Origin of the sequence: Endozoicomonas sp. ALD068 (genome assembly GCF_049310145.1) — a bacterium.
GTDB lineage: Bacteria > Pseudomonadota > Gammaproteobacteria > Pseudomonadales > Endozoicomonadaceae > Endozoicomonas_A.
In genome coordinates, this window is the sequence record NZ_JBLYNU010000004.1 from 2661261 (window position 1) to 2679240 (window position 17980).

Here is a 17980-nt window from a genome sequence, read left to right on the forward strand (position 1 = left end):
TAACCATTGATGCTTTCAACGTGACCCGTTAGTACAACTACATAACAATCTTGGCTCAACATTAAACACACAATCAGTTGGGATACGTAACCATGCACAAAAAGATTCTGGCCGCAGCAGTAGCCACCGCAGTGGCAGGTCCAGCAATGGCAGTAAACGTTTTTGACGACGGCACAAGCAGCCTGAGTATTGGTGGCCGTGTTGGTGTTGTTGCCAAAAATAATGATGGCGAAAACACCCTGAATAACGACAGCGCTCGTATTAATTTTAAATTCGCGCACAAGTTTGACAGTGGATGGACCGGCCAGGGTGTTGCAGAGTGGGGCTTCCGCGCTCAAGATGAATACGAAAATGGTGAGAAGAAAGACACCTTCTTTAACCGTCTGGGCTATGTTGGCCTGAGCCATGAAGAAATGGGTGCATTCGCTGCCGGTAAAAACTGGAGCGTAACTTATGACGTTTCCGGCTGGACAGACATGTATGCCATCGGTGGTGGTAGCGCTCTGGGTATCTATGACGGTCGCAACGGCGGCGACTTAGACGGTACTGCCCGAGCCGATGATGTTATCCAGTACCGTAACAGCTTCGGCGGTCTAAACATCGGTCTTCAATACCAAATGGAAGATCACTCGGTATCAGGTGCTCAGCGTGATTATGGTTATGGCATCTCTGCCAGCTATGATCTGGCCATAGGCCTCTCTCTGGGTGCCTCTTATTCTGAAACGAAATATGAGGAAGCAGCGGGCTATGAAGGTAAGGAAAAGTCCAAGTCCGCCACTGCCGGTCTGAGATTTGAAAACGAAAGACTGTACCTGGCTGCCATGTACGGCGAGCTGACAAATAAAACTCAACTCGGCGACGAGCTGAACGCCAAGTCCAAAGGTATTGAACTTTACGGTCGACTGGCTATGAACAATGTTCTGCAGGGTTTCTCTCTGGAAGCAGGTTATAATGAGCTGAAAGACGACAGTTCAGCAAACGATGACCAGTTTAAGAATACTCTGAAAGAAACCATGATTGGCGCCATTTATGAAACTGGCCCAATGCAGTTTGCCGTTGAATACGCCATCGATGACAGCAAAAATGATGCTGGCAAGAAAGAGGGTGACAACACCCTGTCTCTGCAGGCGCGTTACTACTTCTAATTGCCCATCAGACACAGCATGAAAAAGGCCAGCAAATCGCTGGCTTTTTTTTACAGAAATCCATTTCAGCCTTAATTTCTCAAGCACTCAATGACAAAGACACATTCTGACCTTTAAACATCAGCTTGACATCCTCCCCGCCGTGAAGAGGGTGTCGCAAAACTTCAACAGCTCGTTCTCACGCTCTGAAGTCGTCATTCCCGCGAAGGCGGGAATCCAGCGCCAACGATGGATCTCTGCCTTCTCGGGGATGACAAGGCCAGGGGGACACCGGGCAGTATGGTTCTGGTGGAGAGTCAGTGTGGATTCCCGCCTTCGCGGGAATGACGAGAATGAAGCCGGGAATGACGAGAATGAAGCCGGGAATGACGAGAATGAAGCCGGGAATGACGAGAATGAAGCCGGGAATGACGAGAATGAAGCCGGGAATGACGAGAATGAAGCCGACAATGAAGGGAGTCAACGCGTTCCCACGCCGGAGAGAGTTTTGCGACACCCTCTGAACGACGGGGATTCCTACAGCTAGACGGTCATGCCCGACCGCAGTGTATACCTTACCCAATAGCGGCATACACCTTATTCGACAATCTGCTCTACCTTTCGGATTGTTAACAAACACGGGCAGAAAGCGGAAGGTATTTTACTTTTCCTGTCAGGTAGCGTAATCGCTAAAAACACCTAACGGATAGTAAAGTAGCACAAGGGGCTTGCTCTGCAAGCCGAGCTTTCATCCCCGTCCTCAAAGTAAGGGGTTTTACGCTCATTCGATAAGAATCATTAATCAATACTCATTCTTAATGGCAAATCAGCATACCACCCACTTCGCATGTGGTTCTATTTTTTGAACTATTGTCCCAAAAAAGACTCTAATCTATTAAATCAACTCCGAATATCATTCTTGATTGCAGGAAAATATCTATCCAGGGAGGGTGCAAGTATGACTCGCATAAATGATAATTACGGCATTGTTGGCCTGTCAGAACCAAAGCAATCTCAGTCAGAGACAACGACCAGAGTCAGTTCGGGGAAGCATGTAACGGCACCTGATAAGCCACAACATTCATTGGCAAATTTGCCCCCCTTGGCACAATCGGAAATTTTTAAATTTCTGGATCTCCGATCTGTTAGCAGCTTAGAAAGGGCATCTCGCCTTTTTCAGGGTGCTACCAAACAAGGCGATACTCTGGCAAAGAATTGGTATGGCCGGTTTCCCTCTTCACACCAGGCTCAATTAAAGACAATACTCAGTAACAAAGATGACAAGCAGCTCACTGAATGGTTGCAGCGCTTTACCGATGATGAGGCGTTAATCGATTCAGTCATGAAACGCCGGGAGAGTGTTTATTTTCCTGCTCTGTTCTTTTTCACTGTCAGTAAAGTGATGTCTCAATGTAAAACATTTAAATTAGAGACAACCAGCATTTCCCATAACAGCAGCATCAACTCAGCGTCCTTAAGCGCCGATGGCCGCCATATGATAACCGTTGGTGACGATCATAGGGTGAAAATCTATGCTCTGGGAGAGGATGGAACACTGGAAGAAAAACTCACCATTTCCCATAGTGGCCGTATCAAATCAGCCAGATTCAGCGACGATGGCAGCAAGGTCGTGACCATCAGCGACGATCACAGTGTGAAAATCCTTGGCCAGGAGGTCGATGGATCATGGCAAGAAAAAACCACCATTCACCATACTGGCAATATCAGGTCAGCTGAGCTCAGCCCCGATGGAAGCCATCTGGTGACCGCCAGTGACGATCACACGGCGAAAATCTATGGCCAGAACGTCGATGGATCATGGGAAGAAAAAACCACCATTTACCATACTGATAAGGTCAACTCAGCCACCTTCAGCGCCGACAACCAACATGTCGTAACCACCAGTGACGATCATACGGTGAAAATCCACAGCCATAAAGCTGGGGGATCATGGGTAGAAAAAACCACCATTTCCAATAATGGTTTGGACAAACCAACTATCTTTAGTTCCGATGGCTGTCGTGTAGTGACCTTCAGTAGCGATAACACGGCGAAAATCTATCAGAAACTCAATGGATTATGGGTCAAAGAAGATACCATTTTGCATAATGCTCCCATGAAGTCAGCCAGCTTTACTGACGATGGTCGCCATTTGATAATCCTCAGTGGCGATAACAGGTTGAGAATGTATACCCGGGGGGCCAGTGGATCATGGATAGAAGAAGACACCGTCGCCGTGACTGGTTGGAGCCGCTCAACGCTCTATAGCGAGCAAGGCCTCTATGTAATTGATATCAAGGACAATGGCACTGCGACAATCCTTGGCCGGAACGGCGATGGATCATGGGTAGAAAAAACCACCATTTCTAATAAAGGTCCTGTCAACTCAGCCAGCTTCAGCATCAAGGGCCACCACCTGGTGACCATCAGTAACGACTACAGAGCGAAAATCTACGACTGGGGTATCGATGGATCATGGAAAGCAAAAACCATCGTTTCCCATAATGATAAGATCAACTCAGCCACCTTCAGCGCCGATGGTCGTCATCTGGCAACCGCCAGTGACGATCACACTGCAAAAATTTATGGAAGGGAGACCGATGGATCATGGGTAGAAAAAGCCACTATTTTCCATAAAGACAAGGTCAGATCAGCCACCTTCAGCGCTGATGGTTGTCACTTAGTGACCATCTGTGACGATCACACGGCCAAAGTCTATGACAAGATGGCCGACGGCTCATGGGTGGAAAGAGTCACCATTACCCATGAGGGTCGAATCAGTTCAGCCGCTTTCAGCGCCAATGGCCGCCATCTGGTGACCACCAGTGACGATCGCACGGCGAAAATTTATGAGCTGGGGGCCGATGAATCATGGACAGAAAAAGTCACCATTTCCCATAATGACAAGGTCATATCAGCCAACATCAGCGCTGATGGGAACCATGTGGTAACGGCCAGTGACGATCACACAGCAATAGTCTATGGCAAGATGGCCGACGGATCATGGGTAAAAAAAGCCACCATTTCCCATGAGGGGCCAATCACATCAGCCACCTTCAGCGCCGATCAACGCCATGTGGTGACCACCAGTAAGGACAAAACAGTACGAGTCACTAAATTGCTGAGGAGTGTGGGCAAGCAGCCTAATTGATTCAATCCTGTAGACATGGGTGACGACTGGATTCAGGGTGAGTGGAACTTCAAAGAGAGACTGAAAAACGACCAGAAGACAGAGGTTCCGTTGTACGCTGGAAAAGCTGATCTCAACTGGATCTGCAACAAACAAGGCCAGCAAATCGCTGGCCTTTCCAGGTTTAATTATACCAATCGAACTTTCTAATTCCCTATTGCACTGAAGATTTGAGCCTTAATCCTGCGTTGGCGATCGTCGCCTTGCTTTAAGGCTCAAATATCCATGCTCATCCCGGGAGTTAGAAAGCACGATGGGTCTTACTCAAAAAACATCACTGCAACGATAAGGAGTTCAACCCAAGCACCTTAACCGCAGTCGAAGCAACCCCGGCACCAAAATCTCTCGCAAAACGCTCGAAAGGAGTCAAACGCAGAGAAAAGTCGACAATTTCTTCTTCACCAATTACTTCGCGTGCTACATAACCGGCACTACCCAGACCATCCAGCAAACCCAGTTTTATTGCCTGTTCTCCTGTCCAGACCATGCCGGAAAAGATATCTTTATTATCAGACAGACGATCACCACGCCCCTGTTTTACGACATTAATAAATTGATTGTGGATCGTATCCAGAGACTGCTGCCAGCGCTGAGTCGCTTCAAAGTCCTCGGGCTGAAAGGGGTCATTGAAGGCTTTGAACTCACCTGCCGTATAGTTACGGCGGGTCACGCCCAGCTTTTTCATAGCCTCGACAAAGCCAAAACCGGAAGAAATCACTCCAATGGAACCGACCAGACTGGCTTTATCTGCATAAATCTTATCTGCCGCCGCCGCCACGTAGTAGCCACCAGAAGCACCGATATCCATGACTACTGCGTAGAGGGGAGTCTTAGGATACAAGCCTCTCAGCCGCCTGATCTCGTCATAGATATAGCCAGACTGAACCGGGCTGCCACCGGGGCTGTTAATACGAAGAATAACCCCCTTGGTACCTTTATCTTCAAAGGCTGCACGCAGCCCGGTAACCACAGAGTCGGCATTGACATCATCGGTTCCGATAACACCGTCCAACTCTACAAGGGCAGTATGGGATGCACTGGCTGGAGCACCAGAAAGATCTACATGCATGGCGTTGTAGAAAACACCAACGGATACAAACAACCAGATAAAAGTCAGAAGCTTGAAGAAAATCCCCCAGCGACGTGCACGACGCTGCTCTTTCAAAGCACCCTGGGCCAGGTTCTCAACCAGCTTCCAGGCACGCCCTTCTTTATCACCTGACTGTTCATAGTCATCACTCTCATTCCATGAACTACTCACTCAACTCACTCCCGCTATTTTCAACAAACTTCTCTGTCCCTTATTCGAACGGAGCACAAAAAAAGTTCTTTTTCTATGACTGTCAGTGTTTGCCCAGCCAATCAATCAAATCATCAAAAGAGTCCACCGTATACACCGGATCATACTCTTTCAGCTTGCTTTCATCCCGAGCGCCATAAGTGACTGCCACACTATCCATACCAGCATTGGCAGCCATGGCCATATCAAACCCGGAATCTCCAACCATAAGCGCCTGATCTGCAGTTACACCGAACTCAGCAAGCAACTGTTCAAGCATCATCGGATGAGGTTTGGAATGGGCATCATCGGCTGTCCGACTGGCCTCGAAGAATGACTGGTAACCGTTAGCGGTCATTGAGCGCTCCAGGCCCGCTCTTTTTTTACCCGTAGCCACCGCCATTTTGATCCTCGTACCTTTCAGATGCTCCAACCCCCGGGTAACCCCGGGGAAAGGACGGGATGGCTTCTGCTCCAGCTTAAGATGAAAGAACCGGTACGCTTCACGATAAGCGGCGACCTGCCCGTCATCCAGCTCAGGATAGAGTCTTGCAACCGCCTCCCCCAGGCTCAGTCCAATTATGCTTTTATAAGTCTCATTTGAAAGAACAGGCAACACCATGTTCTCTGCCGCCCTGACCAGGGCGGTTACGATATTGGGCACAGAATCAATTAAGGTTCCATCCCAGTCAAATACAACCAGTGAATACTCTTTTCTTTCCTTCATACCTGATCAATCTTCTACTGCTTGTCCAGATGTCTGTAACACAAAAAAAAAGACGCCATCAATATCCAAAAAAATATTAATTCCTGATCGTCTCAAGTACATCCTCAAGATCTTCCGGCAAAGGGGCATCAATTGTCAAAGACTGGCCATCCGGCAGAACCAGCTTTAGTTTGGCGGCATGAAGAAACAGTCGCTTCAACCCGAACTGCCTGAATCGTTTATTATCTTCATCTGGCGTGTATTTATCATCTCCAAGAATCGGGTACCCGGCGTGCAGACAATGCACCCTGATCTGGTGCGTTCTACCGGTAACCGGACTGGCCTCTACCAGAGTGGCTGCTTCATTGGCGCAACTGAATCTCTCAAGCACCTGATAAAGGGTTTTTGAACGCTTACCCTCTAAATCCACCGTCACCATCCGCTCTCCGGATCGAAGGGTATTTTTCAGCAAAGGGGCATTCACAAGAACTTTCCTGCTCGGCCAGCGACCCAGGACGAGGGCGTTGTAGATTTTACTGATTTTATCTTCCTTCAGCTGAGCATGAAGATAACGAAGCATGCTTCGCTTTCTGGCAATCATCAGGCAGCCCGAGGTATCCCGGTCCAAACGATGCACCAGTTCCAAACTTCGATCCTGAGGACGGATGTTTCTCAAAGTCTCAATAACGCCATAGGAGATACCACTGCCACCATGAACAGCAATACCGGCTGGCTTATTGATGATAATCAGAGATTTGTCTTCATAGAGGATGGCATCTTCCAGCTTCTGGATAATAACAGCCCCAGGCGTTGCCATGGGAGCCTTTTCAGAAATCCTGACAGGTGGAACCCTTAACAGATCTCCATCCTGAAGCCGGTAATCTGCAGTTACGCGCTTTTTGTTTACTCGTACTTCACCTTTACGGATGATTCTGTAAACCCGGGTTTTGGGCACACCTTTGAGAATCCGTACCAGATAATTATCGACCCGTTGCCCGGCATCTTCGCTGTCAATATTGATCATTTTTACCGCTGGGCGGGGTTCTCCGGCTTGCCGGGAGTCGTTCTGATGTCTATCCATTGCGCTATAGTATCAGCTTTCCGTCATTTGAAGCACTTACAGATTACTGGTATAGTTGTTGCACTGCCTTATGCATATACGAGTAGGCAGTTCGATTTACGAATCCTGAGAGCGGCCGACAGCGGAATTGGCAAGTACGAAAGAGCCATAAAGCCACTTGAACCAGAGCCGATGACACTCAGGACAGATGAAACACCATCACGGCCCAGCCGTGTAAGATAAACAGCGCTACTCTCTGTCAAGCAGTGCACCCCCGGATTCCGGGCGTGAGGAGAACTCCGGGAAGATTGACATTATAATCGGCCTACTTTTTTATCGAGCCAATCGCTATCGATAAACGCCGAAAATTCCCGGTAAAACTGAATTTCCCCGCCCAGGGTGACCCGTCTGAATTAAGACCTGGTCACCGGTTTGATGCTAAATAGTTACAAAGCTGGTTAAAGAAGTACTGGGAAGTAACCCTGATAGCACAGATTATAAACCGGCAGTTCCGCATCAGTGACGGACCGGAAGACAAGAAAACGGGCAGTGCCGGCTTGAGAGGATAGCCTCTTAATGTATTCGGTACTCTATGAAGAGAATGTTAATCAACGCAACTCAGTCTGAAGAGTTGCGCGTCGCGCTGGTTGATGGCCAGCGCCTTTACGATCTGGACATCGAGTCCGGCGCTCGTAAACAGAAAAAAGCCAACATCTACAAAGGAAAAATCACCCGGGTTGAACCCAGCCTGGAAGCAGCTTTTGTCGATTTTGGTGCTGAACGTCACGGATTCCTCCCCCTTAAGGAGATCTCCAGGGAATACTTCAGCTCCCCTCATCAAGGTGGTCGCCCCAACATCAGGGACGTTATCAAAGAGGGGCAGGAAGTCATTGTTCAGGTAGATAAGGAAGAGCGCGGCAATAAGGGCGCTGCTCTCACGACGCTGGTCAGTCTGGCCGGTCGTTATCTGGTTCTGATGCCCAACAACCCAAGAGCCGGCGGCATTTCGCGTCGCATCGAGGGTAATGAACGGGCTGAACTCCGTGAAATCCTGAGCAACCTCAAGATCCCTTCCGAAATGGGTGTTATTGTCCGCACAGCAGGTCTCGGTTGCTCCGGAGATGAACTGCAGTGGGACCTCGATTACCTGCTTCAACTCTGGAGTTCCATCAAGGATGCGGCACAAAAGCCAGCACCTATGCTGATTTACCAGGAAAGCAACGTCATTATCCGGGCAATCAGGGACTATCTGCGTCAGGACATTGGCGAAGTTCTGATCGACAAATCCAGCGTATTTGACGAAGCAGTGGATTTCATCACGCAGGTTATGCCCCAGTACCAGCACAAGGTCAAGCTATACAAAGACAGCATCCCGCTGTTCAACCGCTTCCAGATCGAATCTCAGATCGAAACAGCTTTTCAGCGTGAAGTTGAGCTGCCTTCGGGTGGTTCCATTGTCATTGACCCCACTGAAGCCCTGGTTTCCATAGATATTAACTCCGCCCGGGCAACCCGTGGTGGCGATATTGAAGAAACGGCACTCAACACCAACCTGGAAGCGGCCGATGAAATCGCCCGTCAGCTCAGGCTCCGTGATATCGGCGGGCTGATCGTGATCGACTTCATCGACATGAGCCACAACCGCAATCAGCGTGAAGTCGAGAATCGCATTCGTCAGGCACTCTCCATGGATCGCGCACGCGTGCAGACCGGACGTATTTCTCTTTTCGGACTGCTGGAAATGTCTCGCCAGCGTCTGCGCCCGTCACTGGGTGAAACCAGCGGTGTGGTCTGCCCAAGATGCTCTGGCCAGGGCACTATCCGTGATATTGAATCCCTGGCCCTGTCAATCCTGCGCCTGATGGAAGAAGAAGCTCTCAAAGACAAGACTTCTGAAATCCGTGCCCAGGTGCCGGTCGCTGTTGCTGCCTTCCTGTTGAATGAGAAACGCCAGACCATCGCCAAGATTGAGAAGCGTCACAAGATTCGCATTGTTGCGATTCCCAATCCAAACCTGGAAACACCGCATTACGACGTACAGCGTCTGAGAGATGATCACGTGCTGGAAGGCTCCGAGAGCAGCTACGAAATCATCACTGCCGACGAGCCACAGGAAGAAAAAGTAACCTCTTCACAGACCAGGGCAACTCCACGTCAGGAAGCGGCGGTTAAAAACGTAGCTCCATCTCAACCCGCACCCGCTCTGGCTGAAAAACAAGGCCTGCTGAAGTCTTTTGTCAAAGCAATTGGTGGTCTTTTTACGGCCGAAGAAGCCTCACAAAAGCCTACCCAGGCTGAAACCCAAAAGCCTGCTCCTCAGCAGCGCCAGCCAAGAGATCGCAATAATCAACAGCGCGACTCTCAGCAGCGAGATCATCGTGGCCAACGCCAGCAACGCAACAAGCCACCGCACCGCAAAGAGCAGGCTGATGATCGTCAGGCTCGGAATGAGCGCCGTCGCAGTAGTCGCCAACAGGACGAGAGAAGAGACAACTCGCCCCGTCAGGAACGCGTTGCTCGCCAGCAGCCGGAGGTGCGCAGCTCTCGTCGCCAGCAACAGGAAAGAAGAGATCGCCGTGAGCCTCTGACAGATCAGAAACATCAGGATCAGGCCATTTCCGAGCAGCAGGAAGATAACCGTCGCCGTCGTCGTCCCGGCTCTGCACATCGCAGAAGAAACAACCGTCCCTCCCAGAGAGATCGTAGCCAACTGGAACAGCCCTCACTACCCTCTCTGTCTCAGCCTGAAGAAGGCAAGACGGAAGTACCATCGCAACCTGCTGCCACCAGAACGAGTGCAGCTGTAAAAGAACCTGTAGAACAGACCTCTCAAAAACAGAGTGCTAAACCGGCTCTTCAGCAGGACCTAAGGGCCTCTCAGGAAGTAGAAGCCCTACTGAAAGCACCGACTGAAAAGATGGCTGCCAGAGAATCTGAACAGAAAGCATCCCACCAGCCAGAAAGGGTCGATGCTATTGCCGAAACGCCAGCAACAAGACAGGCTGAGGAAGCGGTTAGCAAGGCAGCTCCTGCCAACGGGCAGAAGCCTCAGGCTGAAGATACCCGACCTGCTAACCCACCAGTTATTGAGGCACCTGAAACTGCAGCGCCTCGCATGACTGAAATGGCCAAGGCAGTCGCTGCCAGCAGCCACAGGGAAGCATCCCCTCTTCAGCAGCCAAATGTTCCGGTTCAGCAAAGCATTGAGCCCACAGTCGCAAAAGCAGAAGAACCTGCCAAGCCCGCAGCTCCAGCAATTGAGAGCAGCAGGGAAGCCACTGCGGCACCGGTTGCTGAAGCAGCACCTCAAAAGCAGGAGGCAAGCAAAGCTGCCGAACCCGAAGATGCAGCCGAGCCAACATCAAATGTTGTTGAGTTCAGCAAGAAAGAAGAACCTGCCCCCCGCCGCAGACGCAGCAGGGCTCACAACGACCCTCGCATGAAGCGTCGTCAGGAGCAACAGCAGGCTTCAACAGCCCTGCAGACCGAAAGCAAACCAACTGAAGATGAGCAACCTGCTGTCTCTGCATCACAGGAAAATTAATCATCAAGCCCGGTGAACTATCATCGGGCTGTTATGACTCCAGTGATGAGAGTTCATCATTTCAACACTGTCAGATTGTAATGACACCCATAAAAAAAGGAGAGGCCATGCCTCTCCTTGCTTGTCTTAAAGCTCATAACTTCATGCTTATTACGGGAGTTGGAAAACACGATTGACGTTGCAACTCCGATTACATCGTTACCGCTTTTCAATAACCACCAAAAATGCAGAGGACCAGGGAACTAAAAGAGATAACGCAGGTCTAAAAAATATAAGCCAAGTAAACAGGAGTAAATATTATGAACGTAATCACGAGCCCTTCTGACCAATATTACTGGCCCGCTACTGAATATATGAAAGAGGACGAATGTCCTGTTTGTTATTTTAGTTTTGCAGAAAAAGAAGTATCGGTTACCAAATGCGCCCACAATTTTCACACATCCTGCCTGGTAACCTGGCTAGAGCATGGTGATGTATGTCCTATGTGTAGGACTCCCCTCAAGGAAAGGACAACCCAGCGAGAGGAATCACTTGTTCATTTCTTGATAGAAGCTGGTAACGTCACATCTATCCAGCACCCGGAGGGTCCAGACCTTAATCCTTTGTATATGTTAAATTTGTTGTTTCAAGCTCGCGTCAACTTCATAAATAGCGATAGCATATAAGCTAGCGGACTTTAATCCCTGAGATAAGAGCTTGTTCTTCTTCACCTGAAAGTCCGCCGGATTCTGGTTAGTATATGGTTGAAAGTCCTTTAACGGATGAAAATTTAATCTGGTATGGCTACAAGTGCTTTTTGGTTCTCTTTAACCATTAACCTTTTTTTGAGTAAAAGCACTTTTTATGAGCGACAGTGATCCGTTATTCGCAAATTACCATCTCTATCGCGCAATTTGCCATAACCTCTTTAAGCGGCTCAGGTGGCTCAACATCCGTGAACAGGACATCAATCTGCTCAAGATGACCCAGCCTGACCATAGCACTGCGACCATATTTACTGTGATCCGCTGCCAGGAAACAGTGTTTGGCATTACCAATCATGGCCTGAGCGACCCTGACTTCATGGTAATCGAAGTCCATCAGGGCACCGTCCATATCGATGCCACTGATGCCCATGACGGCATAATCCACTCTGAATTGCTCAATAAAATCCCGGGTTGCCTGACCGACAATACCGCCATCACGATTACGGACTTCCCCCCCTGCAATGACAACGGTAAAGTCTTCGCGCTGTAGCAAAATTGACGCCACATGAAGGTTATTGGTAACGACTCTTAACGCCTTGTGATTCAACAATGCCCTGGCCACAGCTTCAGTTGAAGTACCGATATTGATAAACAGTGATGCACCATCGGGGATTCTTTTTACCAGCTCGGCAGCAATACAAGCCTTTTCTTCACTCAGGCTCATCTTGCGCTCTGAATAAGCCGTGTTGACTGTACTACTGGACGGCATACCTGCACCACCGTGATGCCTTGAGATCAGGTTCTTTTTGTCCAGCTCATTCAAATCTCTGCGAATCGTTTGGGCAGCCACTTTAAAGTGTTGCACCAATTCATCGGTCGTCATAAAGCCATGCTGACGAATCAAATCAACAATCAATTCCTGACGATGGGTCTGAGGTATAGAAGATACAACAGCTGTCTTGGCAGTCATCCGAAAACTCTTGTCAGCTAAAACACCCTGCGCAGCAGAGTGTTAATCCATGGAGATATTCCAATCAATCCCTTCAGGATACCAACTTCAAATGCTCGTGGCGAAGAAAATTCGAACGTCTCCAGTGGTTGCAATTACAGTCCGGACAGTAATGCATCATCCAGATTGTAGATATCCTGCCTGAAGCGGACACGACCATGACTGTCTGGCCAGGCAGTGAAGTAAACAAAATAGAGTGGAACAGGCTTTCTGAGTTTTAACTTGCCCGTCTCCGAAGAGGCTTGCAAAGTCCTTGCTTCATTTTCCATTCCCTGGCTTTTAAGAATATTGCCAATTAAATGTTCAATATTTTCAACCCGGGTGCAACCGGAACTGAAGGCTCTGACAGATTCCTTAAAAAGATCCGGCTTGTCAGTATCATGCAGGTAAATACTGTAGGCATTGGGAGAGTCGAGCTTATATTTGCCCAGTGGATTCACCTTCCCCGGCTTCTGCTCCAGACGATAGGGAAAGACTCTGCGATTGTATTTTTTCCAGTTAATCGTGTCAGGATCCAGCTCTCTTGCAGTTGACTTCCAACTTTCATACACAGAAAAACCCTCACGTTTCAGGAATGCAGGATCTTTCTGAGCCCTCCTCAATATCGAAGTCGAGGAAATAGAGCTAGGTACCCGCCAGTATGGATTCACTGTAATACTCTCTATACTTTCCTGAAAAATCGGAGTCTGGCGAGAAGGCTTGCCAACAATGGCGCGATAAAGCCTCTGTTTTCTTTGACTCGTCACCCAGGCCACATTAAAACCGGCAATATCCACCAGCACATGAGGATAAGGCAAGGATCTGGGCATCCACCTCATTCGCTCCATATTCACCTTCAGGACTTTGATTCTCTGAAGGGTTAATGCAATCAGAGCCTGACGAGTGCGCTCACCTACATATCCGTCTGCACGAATTCGATACTGCTTCTGTAATGTCTTGACCACTGACATGTGGGATCGACTGTAATGCCCTGTCGGCAGACGATCAGCCAGATCCAGATCAAATAACCATTGGTTCAGAATCAAAATGGAAGGATGCCGATCCCCTTCTTGCAGCACCATACTGGACGGAAAGTGATCAGCAGCCGTCTCCAGATAGGTATAAAACCGTTGTAGCGCTCTCATCAACAACTCATATTGCGGCAGCCTGGGCTCAATCATATCAAGCGAGTTAGAGTCCATATGCTCCTGCAATACAGGCAAAGTAGCTGTGTCTGCAATTCTCCACCCCGGCTGATAAACCCTTCTGTCCAGTCGCCCGGTATCCAGATAAGCCGCAAATTCGTAAGCGACTTTTCGAACATTCTGCTCGGAGGGATCAATCGCCAGCTGCAACCACTGACTCTGTGGAAATTCAATACCATGCAGGGGCGCTGTTGACATCCAGCTGATCAACTGCTCACTGGAAGCAGCTTGTGAATACCCTTCACTCTTGATTTGGATTTCGGGATCTGAAGATACTGAAGGGACTGATAACCAGTCCTCTGCGGACACGGTTGTAGCAGATAGGTTAACAAAGAGGTACGGCAATACTAACGATAGAAAACCACGCATGAAAGCTCCATTTACAGTACAAGCCTCACTGCATAAAAGGCTTTCATCGAACAGAAAACATCTCGTACTTTCTTAAGAGTAGACAGCCTGAAAAAGGGGGTTTTCTTTATCATCAGAAGGGAAGGGGAATGCCAGAAAACTGGCACTCGTGATTGGAAAAGCTCAAGAAATTAATAGACTCTTGGCTCCATATCCAGCTCGACGCCAAATTTATTACGAACCACAGACTGAATATGCTTGGCCAGCCCCAGCAAATCATCGGGCCCTGCCCCACCATGATTGACCAGTACCAGAGCCTGCTTGTGATAAGTGCCTACCGATCCCTGACGAAAACCTTTCAGACCCGCCCTGTCGATCAGCCAGCCAGCGGCCAGCTTCCAGCGGCCTTCAAAGGGATAAGCGACGATATCAGGGTAATCTGCCTGTATCTTCTTCAAAAGTGCTTCATTCACTACAGGATTCCTAAAGAAGCTACCGGCATTACCCAGTTTCAGAGGGTCAGGCAATTTTTCCCTGCGAATATCAGAGACAGCCTCACTGATCACAAGAGCATCAGGGTTTCCGTCTGAGCGCCGCTCTACTTCCTGCTGTAAATCACCATAAGAGAGTTTGGGCGACCATCTGGCATCAAGAGCAAACGAAACAGACGTGATTATAAAGCGGTCTCGAGCTGATTGCTTGAAGATTGAGTCACGATAGCCAAACCGGCAATCCTCAAGAGAAAAGCTTTTCAGTTCTCCGGACTGGATATCCAGTGCTTCCAAACTGCGAAAGTAATCTTTGATTTCAACGCCATAGGCCCCAATGTTCTGAATCGGTGCTGCTCCAACACTCCCCGGAATCAGGGAGAGGTTCTCAAACCCGAACGCCTGTTCAGACAGAGTCCAGCGGACAAACTCATGCCAATTCTCACCCGCTCCCGCTGTCACGGTGACACATTCATCTTCACGGGAGATCACCTTTTTGCCAGGAATATTGATATGGACAAACAGAACCTCCTGATCACCACTTAACACCAGATTGCTACCACCACCCAGGGGAACGAGGGGTAGATTCTTTGTGTTTGCAAAAGCAATGGCCTCGCGGAGATTCTCAACCGAAACGGCATCAACGAAATAACGGGCATTGACCCTGAAACCAAAGGTGTTCAGGGTCTGGAGGGAATAATTTTCAAGAATTCTCATGAACTACCGCAATTCACTCCGATCATGATGTTTGATGTGCTCCAACAGTGACGCCCCGCCCTTCTCAACCAGAGACAGCACCTCGGTAAAACCCTGCGCCCCACCATAATAGGGATCAGGCACTTCACGTTCCGAAACATCACTGAAAGACAGAAAAAGTTGTACTTTATGGCGGTACTCAGGCGGGCAGATATCCAGCAAATCCCGGAGATTACTCTCATCCATGGCCAACACATAGTCAAACTCTTGAAAATCGGAGGTCAAGACCTGCCGTGAACGAATAAACGACAGATCATAGCCCAGACGTGAAGCTTCTGCTATTGACCGGCCATCGGGCTCTGCTCCCTTGTGCCAGCTACTGGTACCGGCTGAATCCACCCCGATCTGACCAGATAAACCGGCCTGCTCCACTAAATGAACAAACACACCGTGAGCGGTGGGAGAACGACAAATATTACCCAGACAGACAAAAAGTACCCGAATCATTCTTTTACCCTTGCTTGGCTGCCAATCAGGAAATATCTGCCAGCCTGTTCTCCATGAGCCCCCTGATCACTTCAAGATCATCTTCCGTATCAACCCCGTGGGGAGGTGTCTCCATGGCGTCAGCCACATGAACACGATGACCATTCCAGAGCAGTCGCAACTGCTCAAGCGACTCAACGGACTCAACCGGACTCTGTTGCCACTGTACGTATTGATTCAGCAGGTTGACACGATAGGCATAGATACCGATATGGCGTCTGAAAATATCCACCTTAGGCAGAACTTTAGCACTGTCAGCAAAGTCATCTCTGGCCCATGGCACAGGAGCACGACTGAAGTAGAGAGCAAACCCTTCATGATCAGTTACTACCTTGACTACATTGGGATTAAACAGATCTTCCCGATTTCGCACAGGCTCCGAAAGGGTCGCAGCACCGGCCGAGTCAGCCTGGATGAGATTATTAGCCACCTGATTAATGACTTTTGCCGGAATCAGTGGCTCATCCCCCTGCACGTTAACAATCACCTCATTGTCACCCATCTCATAAAGGCGGGTAACCTCCTGAAGACGATCGGTTCCGGAAGGATGGCCGGAGAGCGTCATGCAGGCCTCGGCATCGAAACTTTCAGCCACTTTGACAATACGCTCATCATCCGTCGCGATAATGACGCGAGTGGCGTGGCTCTCACAGGCCCGCTCATAGACGTGCTGAATCATGGGCTTACCACAGATATCAATCAGCGGCTTGCCGGGCAGACGACTGGAGCTGAATCGGGCAGGAATAACAACAGTAAACGCAGCATTGGAAGCACTCATCAGGCTGACGTATCCTCTTGGGAAGAAGTCGCCTCACCACCTTCAAGCCGCTCATCAGCAGTCAGGGTGCGGGCTTCGTTTTCCAGCATAACAGGAATACCATCACGAATGGGATAGGCCATGCCGCAGGGACGACAAATCAGCTCAGCCGCTGATTTGTCGTATTTCAGATTGCCCTTGCAGTGGGGACAGGCCAGAATCTCAAACAGCTTCTTGTCCATGGGTATCCTTATCAGGCCGGCTCTGCGGCCCTCGAGTTTCAATCAGTGTCAGAATTCGTTCAAAAACCGGCTCAGGCACCTGTGCCTGGACCGGCAGAAACCAGAAACGGGATTCTGCGAAAGCAGAACATTTTACTGCATCCTTGGCCGTCATGATAACGGGCAGATTGTCCCGAAACTGAAAATCTTCTTTCCTGAACCCATAATGATCGGGAAAAGGATGGGGAATCACCTCATACCCGAGCTTTTCCAGCGTTCTGAAAAAGCGCTCAGGATTACCTATGCCTGCCACTGCATGTATTTTTCCGGAGGCAGGAGGCAGATCTGCTTTTTGCCCATTGACAGGCTTAAGCACACCTGGCTCAAGGGAAAAATGCTCAGAGTGACAATCCAGCGTTCCGGAGGGCTCGCCATTGATCAGCACCTGATCCACTTCCCGGAGTCTGCCAGGGGGTTCCCTGAGAGGTCCGGCAGGCAGAATAAGACCATTACCCAGCATTCTCTGGCCATCAATCACCACCAATTCAACATGGCGATCAAGATTATAGTGCTGAAGGCCATCATCAGCGATGATCAGATTACAATTTTTCTGTTCAATCAACGCCTTCGCTGCTGAAACCCGATCCGGGTCGATCATAATCGGAATATTCAACTGCTGAGCCAACATCACAGGCTCATCCCCGACCAGAGCAGGATCAGAGTCAGGCAATACTTCTGCGGGTAAATGAATACCCTTTCCGGCCCCAAAGCCCCGACTGGCAATCCCGGGCTTGAATCCCTGCTGGATTAATTTTGCCACCAGACTGGCCACAAAAGGCGTTTTACCGGTGCCCCCTACCGTAATGTTGCCAACGATAACAACAGGAACAGGCGACTGCCAGCGCTCGGAGCGCTCTAGTTTTAACCTGCGGTTTTGGGCTATTCGAGCGTATAAAAAGGACAATGGAAGCAACAGTCGGGTCCAGCACCCACGGCCATACCATGACTTGAGAACCGAGTCACTGAATACTGCCTGCCAACGACGAGATTCCTTGCTTTCCATGAGGGGTCAGTTGCTCTCGTAAGAAAAAAATGCCAACGCAGTCTCTAGGAGCCTGCGTTTGTACCAGAGGTAACAGGCC

General features: G+C 49.4%; 15 protein-coding genes. 4 read left to right on the forward strand and 11 right to left on the reverse strand.

Translation table 11 applies throughout. From position 1 onward, the window contains the following. The first annotated feature begins 92 nt into the window (after positions 1-92). Complete coding sequence (locus ACO6V5_RS09190; RefSeq protein WP_422410474.1) at positions 93-1145, forward strand: porin; 1053 nt, start codon at positions 93-95, stop codon at positions 1143-1145. Between the two features lie 178 nt (positions 1146-1323). On the opposite strand, the gene ACO6V5_RS09195 is transcribed toward ACO6V5_RS09190, so the two are convergent. Continuing rightward, the gene (locus tag ACO6V5_RS09195) at positions 1324-1608 is read right to left on the reverse strand and encodes a hypothetical protein (RefSeq protein ID WP_422492094.1); all 285 of its coding nucleotides are present in this window, start codon (positions 1606-1608) and stop codon (positions 1324-1326) included. 474 nt (positions 1609-2082) lie between these two features. Between ACO6V5_RS09195 and ACO6V5_RS09200 the strand changes: the two genes are divergently transcribed. Further along, positions 2083-4275: a WD40 repeat domain-containing protein gene (locus tag ACO6V5_RS09200; protein WP_422413830.1), complete on the forward strand. Its 2193-nt coding sequence runs from the start codon at positions 2083-2085 to the stop codon at positions 4273-4275. Positions 4276-4588: 313 nt separating this feature from the next. Here ACO6V5_RS09200 and ACO6V5_RS09205 read toward each other — a convergent pair whose 3' ends face one another. The 3 genes from ACO6V5_RS09205 to rluC form a co-directional block, all read right to left on the reverse strand. Beyond that, positions 4589-5575, reverse strand: coding sequence for a S49 family peptidase (locus ACO6V5_RS09205; RefSeq protein WP_422133341.1), 987 nt, complete (start codon positions 5573-5575; stop codon positions 4589-4591). An 82-nt stretch (positions 5576-5657) separates the two neighbouring features. Beyond that, on the reverse strand, positions 5658-6320 hold the full coding sequence (locus ACO6V5_RS09210; RefSeq protein WP_422413832.1) for an HAD family hydrolase: 663 nt from the start codon (positions 6318-6320) through the stop codon (positions 5658-5660). Positions 6321-6396: 76 nt separating this feature from the next. Then, positions 6397-7380: a 23S rRNA pseudouridine(955/2504/2580) synthase RluC gene (rluC, locus tag ACO6V5_RS09215; protein ID WP_422133339.1), complete on the reverse strand. Its 984-nt coding sequence runs from the start codon at positions 7378-7380 to the stop codon at positions 6397-6399. A gap of 571 nt (positions 7381-7951) precedes the next feature. Here rluC and ACO6V5_RS09220 point away from each other — a divergent pair. Continuing rightward, positions 7952-10903: an Rne/Rng family ribonuclease gene (locus tag ACO6V5_RS09220; RefSeq protein WP_422413004.1), complete on the forward strand. Its 2952-nt coding sequence runs from the start codon at positions 7952-7954 to the stop codon at positions 10901-10903. Positions 10904-11256: 353 nt separating this feature from the next. Next, positions 11257-11568, forward strand: coding sequence for an RING finger domain-containing protein (locus ACO6V5_RS09225; RefSeq protein ID WP_422413015.1), 312 nt, complete (start codon positions 11257-11259; stop codon positions 11566-11568). A 196-nt stretch (positions 11569-11764) separates the two neighbouring features. On the opposite strand, the gene ACO6V5_RS09230 is transcribed toward ACO6V5_RS09225, so the two are convergent. From ACO6V5_RS09230 to lpxK, 7 genes are all read right to left on the reverse strand, one after another. Next, a complete protein-coding gene (locus tag ACO6V5_RS09230) occupies positions 11765-12529 on the reverse strand; it encodes a DeoR/GlpR family transcriptional regulator (RefSeq protein WP_422137096.1) in 765 nt (254 codons plus the stop codon). 164 nt (positions 12530-12693) lie between these two features. Beyond that, on the reverse strand, positions 12694-14151 hold the full coding sequence (locus ACO6V5_RS09235) for a L,D-transpeptidase family protein (RefSeq protein WP_422413006.1): 1458 nt from the start codon (positions 14149-14151) through the stop codon (positions 12694-12696). A 170-nt stretch (positions 14152-14321) separates the two neighbouring features. Continuing rightward, on the reverse strand, positions 14322-15335 hold the full coding sequence (gene murB, locus ACO6V5_RS09240) for a UDP-N-acetylmuramate dehydrogenase (protein ID WP_422413008.1): 1014 nt from the start codon (positions 15333-15335) through the stop codon (positions 14322-14324). 3 nt (positions 15336-15338) lie between these two features. Continuing rightward, a complete protein-coding gene (locus ACO6V5_RS09245; protein WP_422133334.1) occupies positions 15339-15821 on the reverse strand; it encodes a low molecular weight protein-tyrosine-phosphatase in 483 nt (160 codons plus the stop codon). A gap of 25 nt (positions 15822-15846) precedes the next feature. Next, entirely contained in the window at positions 15847-16638 is a 792-nt protein-coding gene (kdsB, locus tag ACO6V5_RS09250; RefSeq protein ID WP_422133333.1) for a 3-deoxy-manno-octulosonate cytidylyltransferase, read from the reverse strand. Continuing rightward, on the reverse strand, positions 16638-16859 hold the full coding sequence (locus ACO6V5_RS09255; protein ID WP_422133332.1) for a Trm112 family protein: 222 nt from the start codon (positions 16857-16859) through the stop codon (positions 16638-16640). The genes kdsB and ACO6V5_RS09255 overlap by 1 nt, the downstream gene beginning before the upstream one ends. Then, positions 16840-17901: a tetraacyldisaccharide 4'-kinase gene (gene lpxK, locus ACO6V5_RS09260; protein ID WP_422413011.1), complete on the reverse strand. Its 1062-nt coding sequence runs from the start codon at positions 17899-17901 to the stop codon at positions 16840-16842. Before lpxK ends, ACO6V5_RS09255 begins: the two co-directional genes overlap by 20 nt. Between the last annotated feature and the right edge of the window lie 79 nt (positions 17902-17980).